The following is a 19,532-nucleotide window of genomic DNA, read 5'->3' on the forward strand; positions in this document are numbered from 1 at the left end:
GGAGGGGGCTTGCCCCCTTCATCCTACGCATTTTAATTCCATAACTTTTAACGACTCTATATAATGAGTGCAGTAGTATCTCCGATTCGTGAGCCATTAGTAACTGGGGGTAAGTCTTACCATCAGATTACAGAAGATATTTGCTCGCCCACAGAGCGTACGCCAAGTGCGGCATGGGTGCTGGCCTTCATCGTTGCGGTGACTGGCCTTGCCTTGTTCGTTTTCGGTGTGGCCTGGACCATCTGGAAAGGTATCGGTTCTTGGAACCTGAACCGCACAATCGGATGGAGCTGGGACATTACCAACTTTGTTTGGTGGGTAGGTATCGGCCACGCCGGTACATTGATCTCAGCCATCCTCCTCCTTTTCCGTCAGAAGTGGCGGACCGGTGTAAACCGGGCAGCGGAGGCGATGACCATTTTCGCCGTTATCTGTGCGGGGCAGTTCCCGTTGATCCACATGGGGCGTATTTGGCTGGCTTTCTTTATCTTCCCTTACCCCAACACACGGGGCCCACTGTGGGTGAACTTCAACTCGCCGCTGCTGTGGGACGTATTTGCGATCTCTACCTACTTTACGGTATCCTTGCTGTTCTGGTATACCGGTTTGGTACCTGACTTTGCAACGGTACGGGACCGTGCGAAGGGGATCCGCCGCAAGATTTACAACCTGCTTTCGTTCGGTTGGACGGGCAGCGCTAAGCACTGGCAGCGTTGGGAAGCCCTTTCTCTTGTACTGGCAGGCTTGGCTACGCCACTTGTACTTTCTGTACACACTATCGTATCTTTCGACTTTGCCACTTCTGTAATCCCTGGCTGGCACACCACGATTTTCCCACCCTACTTTGTGGCGGGCGCGATCTTCTCAGGTTTCGCTATGGTACAGACCCTTATGATCATGACGCGCAAAATCCTCAAGCTAGAGGATTACATTACGCTTGCGCACATTGAGAGCATGAACAAGGTAATTTTGGCGACAGGTACCATTGTGGGTGTAGCATACCTGACAGAGTTGTTCATTGCTTGGTACTCTGGCTACATTTACGAGCAGTTTGCATTCTACAACCGGGTGTTGGGCCCTTACTATTGGTCATATATCGGCATGATGTCGTGCAACGTACTGTCACCACAGATTTTCTGGTGGAGGAGCCTACGCCGCAATATTTTCGTCACCTTCGTGATGTCCATTTTTGTAAATATCGGGATGTGGTTCGAGCGCTTTGTGATTATTGCTACCACACTGGCGCGAGATTATCTGCCCTCAAGCTGGAGCTACTACGTTCCGACATGGGTAGAGATCATCATATTCATAGGCTCTCTGGGCTTGTTCTTTACGCTTTACCTCATTTTCGTACGGGTAGCCCCTGTAGTTGCGGTAGCAGAGATCAAGAGCATCCTCAAGAGCGGAGGCGATCAGTATGTTGGCCCTGAGGCTAACCGCACTCATGCTTCTACTAAGGAGGCGGCACACTAACCCCATTGTTGAACAATCGATAATTAAGGATAATGAGCAAGGAAAATAAAGAAGTCCTATACGGCCTGTACGACGATGAGGAGTACCTGCTCAAGGCGGTAGATCAGGCGAAAGCGGAGCATCTGGAGATTTCGGAAGTATTCACGCCATTCCCTGTACACGGTTTGGACCCCAAGCTGGGGCTGGCAGAAAGCCGCCTTCACATTGCGGGTTTTGTGTACGGTGCACTGGGCACGCTGACGGCATTTTTGTTCATGACGTGGGTGTTCACCCGCGACTGGCCTATCATTTTTGGAGGTAAGCCTTATTTTTCTGCACCGGCCTTTATCCCCATCACATTCGAGCTGACGGTATTGTTTGCGGCGGTGGGCATGGTGGTGTCTTTCTACATCGTCTGCGGCCTCGGCCCGGGCGTGGTGAACAAGACATTAGACGACCGGATTACAGATGACAAGTTTTGTATTGCATTTGATGTAACGGGGGCAGAGCCTACTTTCATTGATAAGGTGAAAGGGTTCCTGAGCCAGTCTGGCGCATCGGAGGTCAATACCAAGTCTATTTAAGAGCCATCTCAAACTGAGTATAATGAAAACTTTCAAGCATATCCTGTTTGCATTCGTTGCGGTTGTTGTCCTGCATGCTTGTTCTCCGGCTGAGGGCAACTATCCGGGCAGCGAGTACATGCCTGACATGGGCCACTCGGTTGCACAGGAAGCCAACGTATATTCCTATTACTATTACAATACTTGGGACAGCGCCTCTGTGGTAAAGCTCAAGGATATTGCCAATCCTGGCCTTCCGGTTTCAGGTACGGTGCCCCGTGGCTATGCGGGCGCTTACTTGGCGAGCCAAAGCACGGACGGCCCTTCGGCGCAAGCCGTTATGGCTTCCCTAAACGGGGATGACGAAGTCAATGGGATTTCAGTGCCTGTGAACGGCCACGTGCCTTATTACTATAAGGACACCGAGCCTGAGCGCGAGCGTGCCACAGCGGAGCTGATTGCCAACCCTTACCCGATTACAGCCGAAGGCTTGGAGCGCGGCAAGGACTTATACAATAAATTCTGCGGCATTTGCCACGGCGAGAAAGGCGACGGTGTGGGCTATCTGGTAAGCGAGGAGAACCCAAATGCTGCTTACCCTGCAGCGCCGGCCAACTTCCTGCTCGATCAGTTCTTAGAAGCCTCCAACGGCCGTTATTACCATGCAATCATGTATGGCAAGAACGTAATGGGCGGCTATGCGGACAAAATCTCCTACGAAGAGCGCTGGCAGGTAATCCACTGGATCCGCGCCCTGCAAGCCAAAGAAAAGAAAGCAGAATACACGGCTGAGTCCAACACCCTCAACCCTGCATTTGGCACACCTGCAAGCAAGGTAGCCCCTATTGCACAGCAAGTGACAGACGAGGAAGTGGCGCCTGAGGAGGCAGCTCCTGCAGAAGGAGGCAGCCACGGAGAAGAGGACGGTTCGCACGGTGGCGATAGCCACGGGGGCGGGCATGGAAAGAAGTAAGCGCGAGCTTTCCGGAAACAGTTTTGATAAACTATACAAACTAAAGATATCTAATGGACCAATTCACCATCACTAGCAAGCAAAGGAATGTCCTTTTTGGGTTCATGGGGCTTGGGCTGCTGTGCATGATCATCACCTTTCTCGGGGATGACATGTTCCATACGCGATTCTGGACCAACTTCCTGCACAACTCGGTTTTCTTTACCGGGATTGCATTCATGGGTTTGTTCACCATAGCTGCATTTACAACCGCCATGGCTGGCTGGTATACCCTGATCAAGCGGATCTGGGAAGCGTATTCTATGTTCCTTATCCCTGGCCTTATTCTTATGGGGATTGTTGTCATTAGCGTGGTTGGCCATTTGAACCACCTTTACCACTGGACCGATGCGGAAGCTGTAGCTAACGACACCATTTTGAATGGCAAGTCGGGCTTCCTGAACAGCGGTTGGTACGCTGGCGGCACAGCGGTCATCGTTGGCCTTTGGGTCTTCTTTGCCTGGAAGATGCGCTCCATTTCTTTGGACGAGGACAAGAACGGCACGACTGCTTACACTCACCACAAACAATACCGCATCTGGGCGGCTGCTTTCCTGCCTATCGCTGGCTTTTCAAGCGCAGCAGTGATCTGGCAGTGGATTATGTCCCTTGACGCCCACTGGTATAGTACGCTCTTTGCTTGGTACGCTGGCGCAAGCTGGTTCGTATCGAGCATTGCCCTTACCATCATCCTCATTACTTACCTGAAGAGCAAGGGCTACCTAGAGAAAGTGACCCAAGAGCACTTGCACGACCTTGGCAAGTTCCTATTTGCTTTCAGCATTTTCTGGACTTACTTGTGGTTCTCGCAGTATATGTTGATCTGGTACGGCAACGTCGGTGAAGAGACGGTTTACTTCCAACAGCGCCAAGAGGACTATCCGGTGTTGTTTTACGGCAATCTTCTGCTGAACTTTATTGCGCCTTTCTTCGTCCTCATGCGCAATGATACCAAGCGTAAGTATGGCACTATGGTATTTGCTTCTATCGTAGTGCTCTTTGGCCACTGGTGGGATTTCTTCCAGATGATCAAGCCTGGCGCCCGCATTACGGCGATGGAGGCCATGGCGCACCACGGAGGCGACCACGGTGCACACGAAGCAGGCCACAGTGCAATGGAATTTGCGATGGGCTATAGCCTGCCTGGGCTGCTCGAGATCGGCACGATGCTCGGATTCCTGGCACTTTTCCTTTTTGTTGTCCTGAATCAGCTGGCTAAAGCGCCGTTGGTTCCTAAGAACGACCCGTACCTGGAGGAATCCCTGCATCACCACGTGGAGCTGCACGGAGACGACGGGCACTAGAAGACAGCTTATTTAGACTGATTCTAAACAGCTTGTCTTTGAAATCACAATTTTCCCTTTTCGTGTTATAAGGGTGTATTTTTGATCATACGACAGCACAGATTACAATAATAAATTAAGCGTAGACATAATGACTGCTTTATTAGTTCTACTTTGCGTCATACTAATCGGGATCATTGTCGTTCAAATCGGCAAGGTAACGGAACTGGCGAGCAAAATCCGTGGTGAAGAGGAAGCACAGGAACGCACCAACCGCACTCAGGCCGGATATTCCATGATCTTCATGGTATTATTCCTGATCGGAACGGTTGTATCGGCTCTATATTACAAAGATTCGATGCTGTGGTACGGCCCCAACGAGTCAGCCTCTGCACATGGCGGTAGCATAGACTACATCTTCAACCTTACCTTGTTCTTTACGGGCATTGTATTCATCATTACGCAGATCCTGCTTTTCTATTTTGCTTATAAGTACCGTGCACGCCGCGGTGTGAAGGCAGAGTACATTTCTCACAACAACCGTCTAGAGGTCATTTGGACTGCTATCCCTGCAGTTGTCATGACGTTCCTCGTTGTGGGCGGTCTTGAAGCTTGGAATGAAGTAATGGCTGATGTAGCGGAAGGAGAAGATTTTATTGAAATAGAAGGCACTGGTTATCAGTTTGCATGGCACCTGCGCTACCCTGGTCCTGATGGGAAGCTGGGCGCCCGGGATTACAAGCTGATTTCTGCATCTAATCCGCTTGGGCAGGTTTGGTCTGACGAAAAGAACTTGGACGATTTCCATCCGAGCGAGATTGTCCTGCCTGTAGGCAAAAAGGTACGTGCGCGGATTACTTCGCGGGACGTACTGCACAACTTTTACATTCCGCACTTCCGGGTGAAGATGGATGCTGTGCCTGGCATGCCGACTTACTTTGTATTTACGCCGACGATCACTACGGAGGAGTACCGGGCGAAACTGGGCGCGCTGGATGAAAATGGGCAGCCTAAGTATCCCGAATGGCATCAGCCTTCTGACCCGGATGATCCTGAAAGCCCTGCGAAGTTCGAGGTATTCGATTACGAGCTGGCTTGTGCAGAGCTTTGCGGTACAGGCCACTACGCTATGCGCCGTGTGGTGAAAGTAGTAAGCGAGGCCGAATATCAAGATTGGCTATCTAAGCAGCAGTCTTATTATGAGTCAACCATCAAGGGCACAGACAACGATCCGTTTGCTACTGAAGCCCCGGCGGAAGCAGAAGCCCTTACGGACGCTTCTCAGGATATGGAAGAAGCACCTGCAGAGGAGGCGGCAGCGGAGTAAGCTGTCAACATCTTCAGCAAAACATTGTTAGAACAATTGCATTAGTTTAAGAACTAGGATAACATTAAATAAAATTTTCAGCAGATGGCTAACGTAATAACCGAGCCGGTAGTACACGAAGATGACCTTCTCATAGAGGAGCACGGCTACGATGATCACTTTCACGATCATCACCACGGAGATAAGTTTCAGTCGAACTTTATTACGACTTACATTTTCAGCCAGGACCACAAGATGATTGCCAAGCAGTTCCTGATTACAGGTATGTTCTGGGCAATTGTGGGGGGCCTGATGTCCCTTGTTTTCCGCCTTCAGCTGGGTTTTCCAGAGGAGAATATGGCATGGCTGAAGCCTGTCCTCGGTAAATGGATTACCGTAAACGATGCGGGCATTGGTTCTCTTGCGCCTGAATTCTACTATGCATTGGTCACAATGCACGGTACTATTCTGGTATTCTTTGTATTGACTGCGGGCCTGAGCGGTACGTTCTCGAATCTGCTCATCCCCTTGCAGATTGGCGCTCGCGACATGGCGTCGCCCTTCATGAATATGCTCTCGTACTGGTTTTTCTTCCTGGCGGGTGTTATCATGTTCTTCTCTTTGTTTTTGAACACAGGGCCTTTCTCAGGAGGATGGACTGCCTATCCGCCGCTTAGTGCGCTGCCGCAAGCCTCTACGGGGTCTGGCGCGGGCATGACGCTGTGGATCGTCTCGCTGGTCTTCTTTATCGTATCCGTATTGTTGGGTGGGGTGAACTATATCACTACCGTACTGAACATGCGCACGAAAGGGATGAGCATGTGGCGTATGCCGCTGACCATTTGGGCCTTTTTCATTACTGCGGTTATCGGTCTGCTCTCTTTCCCGGTACTCGTATCAGCCATGTTGCTGTTAACTTTCGACCGCAGCTTGGGCACGAGCTTCTTCCTCAGTGAAATTTTCATTGGGGGGCAAGCCCTTGACCACGTAGGTGGCAGCCCGATCCTGTATCAGCACTTGTTCTGGTTCTTGGGCCACCCGGAGGTGTACATCATCATCCTCCCTGCGATGGGCATTGTCTCAGAGGTGCTTTCTGTACACTCCCGCAAGCCGATCTTCGGTTACAAAGCTATGGTGTATTCTATCCTGGCGATTGCCTTCCTGTCGTTCATTGTGTGGGCACACCACATGTTCATGTCTGGTGTGAACCCTTTCATATCTAATTTCTTTGTGATCTTCACGCTCATCATTGCAGTACCATCTGCGGTGAAGGTCTTCAACTGGATTGCAACGCTGTACGGCGGTAGTATCCGTTTCAACTCTGCGAGCCTTTTCGGCATCGGTTTCGTTTCTCTGTTCATTTCAGGTGGCCTTACCGGTATCTTCTTGGGCAACTCTGCCATCGACATTCAGCTGCACGATACCTATTTCGTGGTAGCCCACTTCCACATTGTGATGGGTGTTGCGGCATTCTTTGGCATGTTTGCAGGCATTTACAACTGGTTCCCTAAGATGTACGGCCGTTTTATGAATGAGACCTTGGGCAAGCTCCACTTCTGGGGCACCCTTATTGGCTCCTACGCAATATTCTGGCCTATGCACTACTTGGGCATGGCAGGGGTGCCACGCCGCTACTATCGCTTTGATAGCTTCGCAGCATTCGGCACCTTCGATGCTATGAATCAGTTCATCACGATTGCTGCGATTGTTACCTTCGGCTTCCAGCTTCTGTTTGTAGTCAATTTCTTCTACAGCATTTGGAAAGGCAAGAAGATGACCACGCGCAACCCATGGAAAGCGACCACACTGGAGTGGACGACGCCTATTAAGCCGGGCCACGGCAACTGGGATGGCAAAATCCCCGCTGTACAGCGTTGGGCCTATGATTATGGCAAGGACGGGAAGGATTACATCTCCCAGATCAAGCCGGTCGGGGCAGATGAGTCCAAGGATGCCCATTAATTGAAAGCTGGGCAACATAGAAAATCATTCAATCATTTTGCAGGAGGTAATGCCTCAGCCGGGGCTTACCTCCTGTAATACAATAGCACTGACGTGTTCACAAAATCCGGACAGCTTAGCTGGCTAGAGCAGATTCTACAGAAGGTACGCGACTACAAGATGCTGGTGAAATTCCGGCTTACAGTTACCGTTGTTTTTTCTTCTGTGGTTGCTTTCCTGATTGCTTCTCAGGCAAGCGATCTGCTTGCTGTAGGTATTTTGGCGGCGGGCGGTTTTCTGGTAACAGGAGCTGCCAACACGCTGAATCAGGTACTGGAGAAAGATTTTGACCGTTTGATGAAGCGTACGGCAGACCGCCCGTTGGCGGCGGGCCGTATGGCTGTATCGGAGGCGGTCTTGTCTGCTGGCATGATGAGCTTGGCAGGGATTACCTTACTGGCTATGTTCAATCCATGGACTGCCTTTTTTGGTACATTCTCTCTGGTGCTGTATGCATTTGTATACACGCCGATGAAGCGGATATCCCCTTCGGCGGTGTTCATCGGTGCTATACCTGGAGCTTTGCCAACCCTGATCGGGGTGGTAGCGGCACAAGGCGGGCTGACCCCTTTAGCCCTCAGCCTGTTCGCGCTGCAGTTCTTATGGCAGTTTCCTCATTTCTGGTCGATTGGCTGGCTGGGTTTTGAGGATTACCGCAAGGCGGGCTACAGTTTGGTGCCGGCATCAGCAGAGGGCAAACCCGACGCTGTGATCGGCAAGCAAGCTCTGTATTATTCGTTGATGCTGCTGCCGGTGAGCATGCTCCCTTACTACTTGGGCACGACCGGCGTGGTTTCTCTAGGAATTGTGATATTACTCAGCCTTTGCTATGTAGCGTTCAGCTGGAATTTTTTCCGAAAGGCGGACCGGCGGTCAGCTTTACAGCTTATGTTTTTCTCTTTTCTGTATATCCCGGTTTCGCTTATCGCCTTTTGGGCCGATAAAATCTAACAACAATGAGTCTGACTGTGGCAACAGAATATAGAAGAAATAAGATTCACCCCAAGAAGTTTGCCCTTTGGGTGGGCTGCGCTAGCATTTTGATGATGTTCGCGGCGTTTACGAGCGCTTACATCGTCAGGCAGGCTGCGGGGAATTGGCTAGAGTTCCGGATGCCCGATGTGTTTTACATCAGCACCGTAGTCATTTTATTGAGCAGTGCTACGTTGCACAGCTCCTATTTGGCTTTTAAGCGTGGGCAGACACGGCTTTACCGAGTATTGCTCCCGATTACTTTAATTTTGGGGCTTGCTTTCTTAGTTTTGCAGTATCAGGGCTGGCTGGCGTTGACTGCGATAGGTGTAGAACTGACGACGAACCCCTCGGGCTCTTTCGTTTATGTGATTTCGGGCATCCACGCGGCACACATCCTGGGCGGCATTGCGGTACTCTTGATCGCTTCGGTACACGCGATGGCCTTGCCGCACAAAGTGACCAACGCCCGTAAGCTCCGCTTTGAGCTGACGCTGATATACTGGCATTTCGTCGACTTCCTATGGGTTTATCTGCTGGTGTTTTTCACGCTGCAGCAGTCATAAAGAACAAAGAACGGGCCGCCTACAGCGGCTTATAAACTGAAACAAACAAAACTTTCGATAACCGATGGCGACAACAGATACCGTAATCGAAAAACAAGGCATGCAGAATCAATCTGGTTCGGCATGGGACGGTGGCAACGAGCCGTTCAAGGCAAGCTACGGCAAGCTGATGATGTGGTACTTCCTGCTTTCTGATGCATTCACCTTTGCAGGTTTTCTGATTGCTTATGGCGCGCTGCGATTCAGCAGCCCGACTTGGCCGGTGCCTGATTTTGTGTTCTCCACAGCCCCTTTCGGCATTCACGATGCCCCATTGATTTTCGTTACCGTCATGTCTTTCCTGCTGATCATCAGCTCTGTCACGATGGTACGTGCAGTACAGGAAGGGCAAAGGGAGAATAAGAACGGCGTAGTATTTTGGATGTTGCTGACGATACTCGGCGGGATCGGCTTCCTCGGTTGTCAGGCTTGGGAATGGACCAACCTGATTGCTACTGAGCACATGACTGTGGACGTCAACCCTTTCGGCACGCACACGGAAGCTGGAGTCTATTTGGATGCTGATGGCAAAGAGACAGAAGAAGTTATCGAGGTGGGCGACAGCTACCTGATCCATAAAGCGGGTGCTGGGCATGGCGAAGGCGACCACGGCGGCGATCATGCTGCGCACGACTATTCCGCAGGCGATCATGCCGGCTACTTTGTGAATGAAGAAGGCTTCATTCAGCGCAAATTCTTGGTTACGGAAGGCCCTGATGCGGGTATGGTAAAGATGGAGAGCTTCGGCCCTAAGGCATTTGGCGCCCTCTTTTTCTTCATCACCGGCTTCCACGGCTTCCACGTGTTCTCAGGAGTGGTGTTCCTCTTTATCATCATGATCAATGCCGGCAGCGGCTTGTACATGGCGCGCAAGAACGGGCACGAGATGGTAGAAAAAATCGGGCTGTACTGGCACTTTGTAGACTTGGTGTGGGTATTTGTGTTCCTGGTGTTTTACCTACTGTAACCCGCTGTGCTGCGGCTTTATAATCACAAAAAAACAAGCAAAAGATAATGGGACATTTAAGTTACGAAGAATCAAAGAAGCTGGTTTACAAGGGGCTGGTGCTGCTTGCAGTCGTTACTCTGGTGGAAGTATTCTTTTCACTCTTAGGCAAAGGGCACATCATAGCTGGCCTGGAAGATTACAACTGGCTAGCCTATGTGGTGGGCCTCATCCTTATAGTGCTTTCGCTTTATAAGGCTTACTTCATAATTTATGATTTCATGCACATGCGGTATGAGGTAAAAGGGCTGGCGGTTAGCGTGCTGCTCCCTTGTGCACTGTTGATTTGGGCGATCATCGCCTTTTTTCAGGAAGGGACAAGCTGGAAAAACCGTCGTGAGCTGATCAAGGAGAAGGACGAACTGCCCGCCAAAGATCAGTCAAAAGAGAACTTGCAAGGTATGATGCTGGAAGGCAAGGTTGTGGAGTTCGAATTCCGCGGCTAAGCTTCGCGCCAGTCATTGGGAATAACCTAAAAGGGCAGGGGGGCAATAGCTTTTCTGCCCTTTTTCAATAGCAACAATTGCCGGGCCGGGGTGTTTCTTTTCCGGGCAGCAGCGATAAGGTTGCATGGCGAATAAAAAAGGATATGGCGATTATTAAAGGTAAAAACTTGGTTCAGATTGCAGGGCTTTTCCTCTTTCTGGTCTTTCTCCCGTTAGGGTCTTGGTATTATCTACAGACTGGGCTTGACTACCGCCTGCAGGCACGGTCAGAGCTTCAGGATATAGCGCCCTTGCCGGAATTCCACCTCAAGAATTACAACGATGCTGTGGTCCATAGCAACCGCTTTGCTGACCTCTTGGTCGTAGGCTACTTTTACAGCCCGGCGCACAAGGCAGCTTACGGGGACGTGCTATCCCGGTTGAAGCAGCAGTTTGATGGCCGTCCGGATGTTTGTTTTGTTGCTTTTTCAGAAGGGCCGCAGCGCAGTGCTCAGGCCTTCCTGCAGGAGTTTGAAGTTGCGGATACCTCGCAGGTCTTCTTCCTGGAGGGCACAGGAGAGGAGCTAGGGCAACTGGCTCAGGCTGCAGCCCTTCCGGAGGCTACCGGAGGGCTGGCCCGCAACAGCCACTTGTTTTTTGCCGATAGCAGTATGATCAGAGGCTACTACGATCTGCTCCGGCCAGATGATTTGAAATTACTTGTAAAGCATATTACCCTGAACTTGCACCCGCTGGAGGAGCCTGATATTATCTTCCTACGGGAAACCGAAAAATAAGCACAACATGGCAGCGAATTTACAACTGGCCCGGAAACTGAATGCGGCAGCATGGGTGTTCACGGGAGTCGTATTGGTTTTGGTAGGGCTGATGCGCCGGGTTAAAATCCCTTTGCCGGAGGGCGTCGATCTCTCCTTCCTTGCCCCTTTCCACGCAGGGGTCAACGCAGTGACAGCGGTAGTGCTGTTGGTGGCGCTATATTTCATCAAGCAAAAGAATATGGAAGCCCACCGGATGGCCATGTACACTGCCTTGGGGCTGAGCGTTTTGTTTTTGCTGTCCTACGTGGCGTACCACTTTACGACCCCGGAGACCATCTTCGGCGATCTGAACCACGATGGGCTGCTCGACGAAGCAGAGCTGGCTGCCGTTGGCAGTGCACGTACTGGCTACCTTGTACTGCTCCTGAGCCATATTGTCTTGGCTGCTGTCAGTTTGCCGTTTATCTTGTTTACGTTCATTAGAGCGTATACGGGGCAGTTTGACCGCCACCGCAAAATGGCACGTTGGGTTTGGCCGGTATGGTTTTATGTAGCGGTGACCGGCCCGGTGGCTTATTTCATGTTAATGCCATATTACCCTTGATCGGCATCTTTTTAGGAGCCTTGGCGGTTAGATATTGTGAACGCTGTGTAGCACAGTGGGGCATTCCGCACGTTTGAAAAATTGAGACAATGAGCAACAAAATCACTTTTTATAGCCGTATTTTGGTATTGAGCCTGGCACTGGCTTTTACTGCTGCCCCTCAGGTGGCTGAGGCACAGTGCCCAATGTGCCGTATGTCTGCTGAAAGCAACCTCAAGAATGGGGGCACAGACGGGCGGGGGCTGAACAACGGGATCCTCTATATGCTCGCGACGCCCTATATGATCATAGGCGTTATTGGTTTTATGTGGTGGCGCAACCGTCGCAGGGAAGGAGAGGACGACCTGATTTTGGAAGATTAAGGCCTGTTTGGAGCCCGTTCCTGTTGCCAATCAACGCCTGATGGGCCCGGCTTCTTTTCTAAATTTTCATAGGCGCAAACTAGAATTCCGTTTTTTCTTGCCTGCCCCCTCCGCAAGGATAGGGGCCTGCCCCTGCCATCGGGCAGGTGCCGCTATGCTGCGGGGCTCGCTATCCGCTCGGCCCTATCGGGCCTGCCGCCCCTGCGCAGCGCTAGGCCAATGCCAGGCTAGTGCCTTAAGTCATAAATCTATGATACTTAAGTTGAAGTTATTTTCCGGCTAATCAAGGCGAAGGTTCGCGACTTTAGCCCGAGCTAAAGGAGCGGTTCTTTAACGAAGAGTAGGCGGAAAAGAACGAAACTTGGGGTGGCAAGGATTTATGGCTTGAGGCACTAGAGCCCGGAGAGCATAAACGCCTGCGGCATATTGGTTTGCGCTCTAAGCGCCTTGGTTTTTGGACGGAACCGCTCCAACCAGCTCCAAGCGCTGCTGTTTACAGTTGGCCTAAGAATTGCTGCCCAATGTATAGCCTTGTGGAACATACAAGCCAAAGCCCTGCCCGGAGACTTCCCGGGCAGGGCTTTTGGCATCCCAAGGCATAAGCTTGGCTAGAGGGGGAAGAGCAAGCCCGCAGAAAGGCTAAGGCCGCGGTTTTTGATCTCTACATCATTATCTTGATTGTCCACATCGTTCAGCCCGTAGAGGTAGCGGGCGTCTGCAAAGAGGAAGCTCTGCCCAAGCGGGAGCTGTAGGCCTGCGCCCAAAGCAAGGCTGAGGTCGCCCCTTTCATAAGATTCCATCCTGTCGAACTCAATTTCGTTAGTCTGGCTTACGTTGCCGACGTTGAAGGTCGTCTCGCCGCTTAGGGCATAGCTGTAGAAAGCGCCCGCGCCCAAGTAGGCGTGGAGCCCTTCGTCATTGGTCTTGACCTTCAAGAGCCCTCCAAAGTCCAGGTAATTGAGCTTCAGTTCTCTAGCGACATTGGCCCCTAGGATTTCGCTTTCCGAAGTATAGCCCCGCACCACATAGTTGACTTCTGGCTGGAGTTTGAGGTGGCGCGTTATGGGCAGTTCAAGTGCTGCCCCGTAAAGGACGGCGGTCCGGTTATCGGAGTCCGGTTCATTTTCCCCATCCCACTTCACGTTGGCAAAGTGAGCGCCAATTCTGGGGCCGAGGTATACGCTCTGTGCGTACAGTGCAGGTGTGGCGAATAAGAGGGCAAGAGCGGCAAAAAGCGTGTTTTTCATAATTCGTTTGATTATTAGGTACGCTGCTTGAACGCCGGCCGGAGGAGGGATGTGCGAAGCACAATTGTTAAAGTGGAGCATAGGGCTTGTTGCCTGGCTGTGCTAGTGGTCTGTCAAGGCTAAAACTAGGGGTTGCCTGCGGCGACTTTTGAGGCTACTCTTCGTTGGACAACCCCTTACGTAGCGCTGCTATGCGCGGGAACATCCGCCTTGATTAGCCTCAAAATTCGCTCCCACTCAACCCATAAATTAACACTCGACAGACCACTAGTCCATGATCAGCCAGGCTGGGCGGTGGGGCAAAATTATGCAGGGCTGGACTAGCGATGCGGAGGGGTGGCAAGCCCGATAGGGCCGAGCGAGAAGCGAGCCCCGCAGCGTAGCGACCCGAGCCGCAGGGCGAGGGTAGGCCCATGAAGGGCAGTACCTGATCAGCGGGTCAGTTTTCGCTGTGCTTTTTGCGGTAAGTTTTCTGGTTGTCCTGAAAGGTCGCAAAGAGGAGGCAGCCCCAGCCGGCGATAAAAAAAACGCCTCCGATAGGGGTGACGGGGCCGATCCAAGATACATCGAGCCCGAGCAGCTCCCTTGCAGAAAGCAGGTAGAGGGAGCCTGAGAAAGCGAGGATGCCGGCGGTGAACAGCCACCCGCCCCAATGCAGGAGGTTGGTTTTGCGCCAGTAGAGGAGGAGCCCAATGGCGATAAGGCCAAGGGCGTGATAAAATTGGTAGCGGACGCCAATTTCGAAGGTATTGAGGGCTTCGGGCGAAAGTGCTGCCTTGAGGGCATGGGCGCCGAATGCGCCGAGCATGACTGCTGTCATCGCAGCGAGGCTGCCTAGGCGGAGAAAAGTTTTTCTCATGGTCTTTAGATTGAGTATCCTGCGCCTGCCCGTGAGGTTCTGGGCCGAATACTGGTACAATTATTTGTTGGGTACGTGGCTGCTCGCGTACATTCGCAGCGGGGCATTTGTGCCGCTTTCGAAGCAAAATTCAAGAAAATAGGGTCATGATAAAGGTCAAGCACTGGGCAGCGGTTGCTGCACTGATGATGCCGGCAGCGGCTGTGTACTACTTTTTTATTTATCCGTTTGATGCCAGGGAGGCGCTGCCGGAGAGCGCGGCCCTGATATGGGCTCCACACGCGGCTAAAAATAAGGATAATCTAGTGGATTCCGTAACGGGGCAGGTGCTTTTCCGGTTGTTCCCGGAGCTGGAGGAAGACCTCACGGCGGTTCAGCAGGTCATAGGCTCTGGCCGTTTGCCCGAGCTGCTGATGGCCAACCGGGTATCTGCGGGCCGTTATGCGCTGGCCGGGGTAGACAGCCGGTGCGAGTGGGCGCCCTCAGGAGCGCCCGTCTCAGTGTACCGTGGCGTAGGGGTATACGCAGCCGGCTCAGGCTGTATGGCGGCAAGGGTGAGGAACCTGGTCCTGTTTGGGCGGATGCCGGCACAGGTAGAGGCGATGATAAAGGAACTGGACAATGGGGGGAGTGTACTTTGGCAAGGCGGTGTGCAGGAAGGGCGTTTTTGGCTGGGCACAGAAAACCTTTTGGCCTGGGGCAGCGGCTTCTTTGGGGCCCCTTGGCGGGAGCTTTTGAAATCAGCTGGAAGGGGCACCGCATTGACCGGTGCCCTCCGGAGTGAAGGCGGGGGCATATATGCGGAGGGGCACACTTTGGGCACTGGGCCAGCAAAAAGCCCCGGGCAAAGCGCGGGCTTTTTGCAGAGCGGAGTGCTGGCACACTTGCCGGTGAACATCGCTTGGGCATCGTGGCGGGCTCAGGGCGCACAGCCAAAGGCAGGGCGGTTTTACGAGCAGTACGTATCGCCTTGGGCAGGGCCACACTATGCGGTAGCGCAGCTGCCTCTGCCGGGGCAGTTGGCCAACAACAGGGTCTTGTACCTACCTGTCGCAGCAGAGGCAGCCCTGGCGGAGGCGCTAGAGCAGGTAAGGGCAGACATAGGGTATTTGAAGGAGTACCCCTTTCAGGTCTTCCAAGTACAGCAAGTATTGGGCGACGGCCTGTTCGAAGAGTATATAGCAGGCGGTTTGCGCAATCCCTATTGGGCAGATTTGGGCAGCTATCTGGCGGTAAGCCCCTCTGCAGTGGCCCTGGAGCAGGCGCTTAGCGCATATTGGCTTGGGCTGACCCTTGGGGGGCGCCCTGAAGCGGCAGCACCGGAAGGCGGGGCGCTCAGCGCCTGGTGGTTTGTCGATGTAGAAAAGTCGGCAGGGGTATGGCCACAAGCTTTTGAGCGCAGGCAGGAAGAGGTTGGCGCATTGCTCAGCGGGTTCTCCTACCTGCAAGGGCATAAGTGGCCGGATGGCAAATGGGCGTTGCAGGCTGGGCCGGCCGGGCAGAAAGGCAGGGCTTCAGCCCTGTCTTTGCTTTGGCAAAAGCCCCTTGATGGGATGGCCGTTTCCGGGCCGTATGTTGTTGGAGATCAGGTACTCCTGGAGCTGAGCGGTGGGCGGGTGCAGAGCATAGGGGCCGATGGCACAGTAAGCTGGGAGGCCAGGCTGCAGGATACGCTGGTTGGCCCGCCCGTGGTACTGAGCAATGAGCAGACGGGGGCCGGGCAGCGTATTTTGCTTACTACCCCCAGGGCAGGTTATCTGTTGGATGAGCGGGGCCGGGCAGAAGCGGGCTTCCCGGTGATCTGGCCAGGGGTATGCACCGCAGCCGCTACAATGAGCGTGCTGGAGAAGCCCGGCGTGCTGGGGATATGGGCACCGCTGAGCAATAAGCGCATAGTAGGGTACGATCAGCGGGGGAGGCTGCTTGAAGGCTGGGGGGATAGGGCTCTAGTTGACACCACGGTGCATAGCCGGCTGCAGCACGCGCAGCGCGATGGGAAGGATTACCTTTTTGCGTTATCGGACACGGGGCTGCTCCACGCTTTCCGCAGGGATGGAGCGCCCCGGTTTTTGCCGGTGCCACTCGGGAAAGGGTTTGGGCAGTCGCTGCAATTGCAAGCCGAGCCCCCTCACTACAGGCTGTTGGCCGGCGGAGCAGACGGGCGCGTTGCCGCGGTCAATTTTGAGGGCGAATTTTTCCGGCTCAGCCTCGGGCAGCAGGCTAAAGGGGCAAGCGGGGTGTTGTTTGTGCCATTGTGGGGAGATGAGCGGTACGATTACCTCAGCTGGGACGGGAAGTACATAAGGCTGCACGGGTACAGTGGGCAGGCGTTTCGGCAGGTATGGGAAACGGCCCACCGCGTAAAGGGGCCGATCGGGGTGTTCACTTGTGCCCTGGGGGTTGGGTGGATAGACAAGGAGCGCAGGAAGGTCTATCTGGCAGATAGCCAAGGGCAGCTGCTGAGCGGGTTCCCGGTTTCAGGCCAATCCCCTTTGGCCGTCGCCGATGGAGTAGCCTATTGCGTGTACGGGGAAGCCCTGTACGCGTATGCGCTGCGTGAATAAAGGAGAAGCCGGGAGCGGCAAGCACAACGTTTTTAGGGGGCTACCCCCGCCTAAGGGCGTGGGTCGCTACGCTACGGGGCTCGCTGCCCGCTCGGCCCTGACGGGCTGGCCACCCCTTCGCATCGCTAGCCCGATGGCAAGGCCTGCACGTGCTCCCGCCGGGCCGTCTATATCTATTGGCAAATAGGTAGCATTGTGGCTTTTTTGTATATTGTAGCATTGCCTGGGCTTTAGCTTGGCACGCCTGGCGCTGCAAGTAGGCAGGCTCAGCCTAGGGCAAAGTGGGAAAAAGAACGACAAATGGGGGGGAAGTGCGTGTATTAGCGAGTTAGATGCCATTTTATCAACTGATAATCAAGGGTATATGTTAAGGTTAGTTGAAACTAGCCTAAAAAATCAACTTGAAGAGAAACCAATCTCTTCAAATAGTTGTAAATTACCTAAAAAGGATAACTTATGACGATTGAAAGGACTGATGGCGAAATTATTATAAGGATACCAGATTCTGTTGAATTTTCAGAGATTCAAAGGCTAATCGATTTTATAACCTATAAAGAGATAACTAAAGAATCGAAAGCTACACAAGAAGATGTAGATAGATTGGCATCAGAAATAAATAAAAACTGGTGGGAAGCAAATAAAGATAGATTTCTGAAGAATGAATAGGTTTATAGTTGATACAAATATTGTTTTCAGTGGGATTTTGAATACCAATAGCTCAATTGGAGATTTACTTCTAAATTCTGAACCTTTCCTGAAATTTTACTCACTTACCTACATGAGAGTAGAAATCGACAAGCATTTAGATAAAATTGTTGAGATGTCAGGAATGTCAATTAATGAAGTTGAATATTGTAAATTTCAGATAACCAAGAAAATAGAATTTATTTCAGAGGAACAGATCCCTTTTAGAATTTGGCACAAATCAGCCAATTATGTAAGAGATATAGATATGGATGACATAGCTTTTGTTGCATTGAGTGAATACATGGGATATAACCTTTGGACTGGAGATAAGAAATTGATGAAAGGATTGATAGATAAAGGCTTTTCTAATTGCATATCTACACAAGAATTGGTGAAACTAAGAGAAGAAATTGAGAAATCAAATAAGTGAACAGGCACCTAACAATGGCTAGCCGACAATACTCCGTTTCACTAGGTACTGCGGCTAGCCGGGCCGTTAGGTGCCATTAGAAAAAAAATAAAAACCCAATGAGAAGGAAAAAGGAACTCGACGAATCAAGATGAGGTTTTTACGGTTATTCAATTAATCCAAATAAACTAACATGAAACCAAATTTGTGGATTTATTCAACCGAAGAAACAATCAATAAAACGGCAGCCTCATTAATAGTTTTTGGGGCAGAAGTATTTCACAGAGCAAAAATCGTTAAAGATTTAGATTTACTTGAAAGAGTGACAAAGGGCTTAGATAATCGGTCTATCCCTCCAAATCATGAAGAATTGCACGAATTCTTTTTTTCGTATTTGACCGATACGATAAAAATCTTGATTTTCTTTGAGAATTATATGAAAGCCGAATTGATGATAAGAGGATATTGTGTTCATCGAATCAAAAAAGATATTCAAGAGTTTAAGGAAATTGCAAAAAGACAATTTAAGGAACCAATTTTAATGAAGGATATAAATTCGATTGAACCGTTTGAGGTCAACCTTGAAAAAGAAGAAATCTTCCATCGAGGAATAAAAGAAACTACGATTGGGATGAAAGAATTGACTGGCTCAGAATCATATTTAAGCAACTATCAATTGAGTGACGAAATACTGAATTTCATCAAAGAACTAACGATATTTCGGAATAAATTACACTTTCACGATTCAATCAATTTTGCGACTTCAATGGAGAAAATAAACAAAATAAAAATAGTCAAAGATTTCGTGAACGAGACGATACAAAACAGAATAAAAAGGCTCTATTCGGATTTGTATGAGTACCATGCCGCCTAAACAGGGGCAGGGCCCAAACAATCAGGCAGGTGCCCGGCAATCTGCCTCTGCCCGGCTGGGGGAGCAGCTTTTTTTGGTGAAAACAAATCAAAAGGGGCGTGAACGAAATTGTCGAAGGCGTTTACGCTTTCCGGGCTCTAGTACCTCAAGCCATAAATCCTTGCCACCCCAAGTTTCGTTCTTTTCCGCCTACTCTTCGTTAAAGAACCGCTCCTTTAGCTCGGGCTAAAGTCGCGAACCTTCGCCTTGATTAGCCGGAAAATAGCTTCAACTTAAGTATCAGAGATTTATGGCTTAAGGCACTAGCCTGGCATCGGCCTAGCGCTGCGAAGGGGTTTAAGCCCGACAGGGCCGAGCGGACAGCGAGCCCCGTAGCATAGCGGCACCTGCCCGTTGGCAGGGGCAGGCCCCTTTCCTTGCGGAGGGGGCAGGCCCCATCCAAAAAAACGACAATCTGGTTTGCCCCCATCAAAAGTTGCATTAATAAACGCTATTTTAGGCTTGAATTCAACAACCAAACAA

Annotated in this window: 19 protein-coding genes; 17 read left to right on the forward strand and 2 right to left on the reverse strand. The window is 51.4% G+C overall.

Going from position 1 to position 19,532, the window contains the following annotated elements; all coding sequences use genetic code 11:
• Positions 1–63: 63 nt before the first annotated feature.
• From nrfD to FRY97_RS11570, 13 genes are all read left to right on the forward strand, one after another.
• A complete protein-coding gene (nrfD, locus tag FRY97_RS11510) occupies positions 64–1,473 on the forward strand; it encodes an NrfD/PsrC family molybdoenzyme membrane anchor subunit (RefSeq protein WP_147167680.1) in 1,410 nt (469 codons plus the stop codon).
• A gap of 32 nt (positions 1,474–1,505) precedes the next feature.
• On the forward strand, positions 1,506–2,036 hold the full coding sequence (locus tag FRY97_RS11515; protein ID WP_147167681.1) for a DUF3341 domain-containing protein: 531 nt from the start codon (positions 1,506–1,508) through the stop codon (positions 2,034–2,036).
• Positions 2,037–2,058: 22 nt separating this feature from the next.
• Positions 2,059–2,988, forward strand: a complete 930-nt coding sequence (locus tag FRY97_RS11520) for a c-type cytochrome (protein WP_147167682.1) — start codon at positions 2,059–2,061, stop codon at positions 2,986–2,988.
• A gap of 53 nt (positions 2,989–3,041) precedes the next feature.
• Positions 3,042–4,331 (forward strand): hypothetical protein, encoded by a 1,290-nt coding sequence (locus FRY97_RS11525; protein ID WP_147167683.1) that lies wholly within the window; start codon positions 3,042–3,044, stop codon positions 4,329–4,331.
• A gap of 130 nt (positions 4,332–4,461) precedes the next feature.
• The gene (locus tag FRY97_RS11530; RefSeq protein WP_147167684.1) at positions 4,462–5,637 is read left to right on the forward strand and encodes a cytochrome c oxidase subunit II; all 1,176 of its coding nucleotides are present in this window, start codon (positions 4,462–4,464) and stop codon (positions 5,635–5,637) included.
• A gap of 84 nt (positions 5,638–5,721) precedes the next feature.
• On the forward strand, positions 5,722–7,578 hold the full coding sequence (locus tag FRY97_RS11535; RefSeq protein ID WP_147167685.1) for a cytochrome c oxidase subunit I: 1,857 nt from the start codon (positions 5,722–5,724) through the stop codon (positions 7,576–7,578).
• A 93-nt stretch (positions 7,579–7,671) separates the two neighbouring features.
• Positions 7,672–8,568 (forward strand): heme o synthase, encoded by an 897-nt coding sequence (cyoE, locus tag FRY97_RS11540; RefSeq protein WP_246141697.1) that lies wholly within the window; start codon positions 7,672–7,674, stop codon positions 8,566–8,568.
• Between the two features lie 5 nt (positions 8,569–8,573).
• Positions 8,574–9,155 (forward strand): cytochrome c oxidase subunit 3, encoded by a 582-nt coding sequence (locus FRY97_RS11545; protein ID WP_147167686.1) that lies wholly within the window; start codon positions 8,574–8,576, stop codon positions 9,153–9,155.
• 64 nt (positions 9,156–9,219) lie between these two features.
• A complete protein-coding gene (locus FRY97_RS11550) occupies positions 9,220–10,161 on the forward strand; it encodes a cytochrome c oxidase subunit 3 (RefSeq protein WP_147167687.1) in 942 nt (313 codons plus the stop codon).
• Between the two features lie 47 nt (positions 10,162–10,208).
• Positions 10,209–10,646, forward strand: coding sequence for a cytochrome C oxidase subunit IV family protein (locus FRY97_RS11555; protein WP_147167688.1), 438 nt, complete (start codon positions 10,209–10,211; stop codon positions 10,644–10,646).
• Positions 10,647–10,789: 143 nt separating this feature from the next.
• Positions 10,790–11,422 carry a hypothetical protein gene (locus FRY97_RS11560; RefSeq protein ID WP_147167689.1) on the forward strand — a complete coding sequence of 211 codons (633 nt, stop codon included), beginning with the start codon at positions 10,790–10,792 and terminating at the stop codon, positions 11,420–11,422.
• A gap of 7 nt (positions 11,423–11,429) precedes the next feature.
• Positions 11,430–12,008, forward strand: coding sequence for a DUF420 domain-containing protein (locus FRY97_RS11565; RefSeq protein WP_147167690.1), 579 nt, complete (start codon positions 11,430–11,432; stop codon positions 12,006–12,008).
• 89 nt (positions 12,009–12,097) lie between these two features.
• The gene (locus FRY97_RS11570; protein ID WP_147167691.1) at positions 12,098–12,370 is read left to right on the forward strand and encodes a hypothetical protein; all 273 of its coding nucleotides are present in this window, start codon (positions 12,098–12,100) and stop codon (positions 12,368–12,370) included.
• A 608-nt stretch (positions 12,371–12,978) separates the two neighbouring features.
• Here FRY97_RS11570 and FRY97_RS11575 read toward each other — a convergent pair.
• Positions 12,979–13,617: a porin family protein gene (locus FRY97_RS11575; protein ID WP_170254609.1), complete on the reverse strand. Its 639-nt coding sequence runs from the start codon at positions 13,615–13,617 to the stop codon at positions 12,979–12,981.
• Positions 13,618–14,056: 439 nt separating this feature from the next.
• Positions 14,057–14,476 carry a DUF423 domain-containing protein gene (locus FRY97_RS11580; protein ID WP_147167693.1) on the reverse strand — a complete coding sequence of 140 codons (420 nt, stop codon included), beginning with the start codon at positions 14,474–14,476 and terminating at the stop codon, positions 14,057–14,059.
• 146 nt (positions 14,477–14,622) lie between these two features.
• Here FRY97_RS11580 and FRY97_RS11585 point away from each other — a divergent pair, with 146 nt between their 5' ends.
• From FRY97_RS11585 to FRY97_RS11600, 4 genes are all read left to right on the forward strand, one after another.
• Positions 14,623–17,040, forward strand: coding sequence for a hypothetical protein (locus tag FRY97_RS11585; RefSeq protein WP_147167694.1), 2,418 nt, complete (start codon positions 14,623–14,625; stop codon positions 17,038–17,040).
• 456 nt (positions 17,041–17,496) lie between these two features.
• Entirely contained in the window at positions 17,497–17,706 is a 210-nt protein-coding gene (locus tag FRY97_RS11590; protein WP_147167695.1) for a hypothetical protein, read from the forward strand.
• Positions 17,699–18,157, forward strand: coding sequence for a PIN domain-containing protein (locus tag FRY97_RS11595; protein WP_147167696.1), 459 nt, complete (start codon positions 17,699–17,701; stop codon positions 18,155–18,157). Before FRY97_RS11590 ends, FRY97_RS11595 begins: the two co-directional genes overlap by 8 nt.
• Positions 18,158–18,329: 172 nt before the next feature.
• Positions 18,330–19,010 (forward strand): hypothetical protein, encoded by a 681-nt coding sequence (locus FRY97_RS11600; RefSeq protein WP_147167697.1) that lies wholly within the window; start codon positions 18,330–18,332, stop codon positions 19,008–19,010.
• Positions 19,011–19,532: the final 522 nt, after the last annotated feature.

Origin of the sequence: Phaeodactylibacter luteus, assembly GCF_007993045.1 — a bacterium.
Taxonomy (GTDB): Bacteria; Bacteroidota; Bacteroidia; order Chitinophagales; family Saprospiraceae; genus Phaeodactylibacter; species Phaeodactylibacter luteus.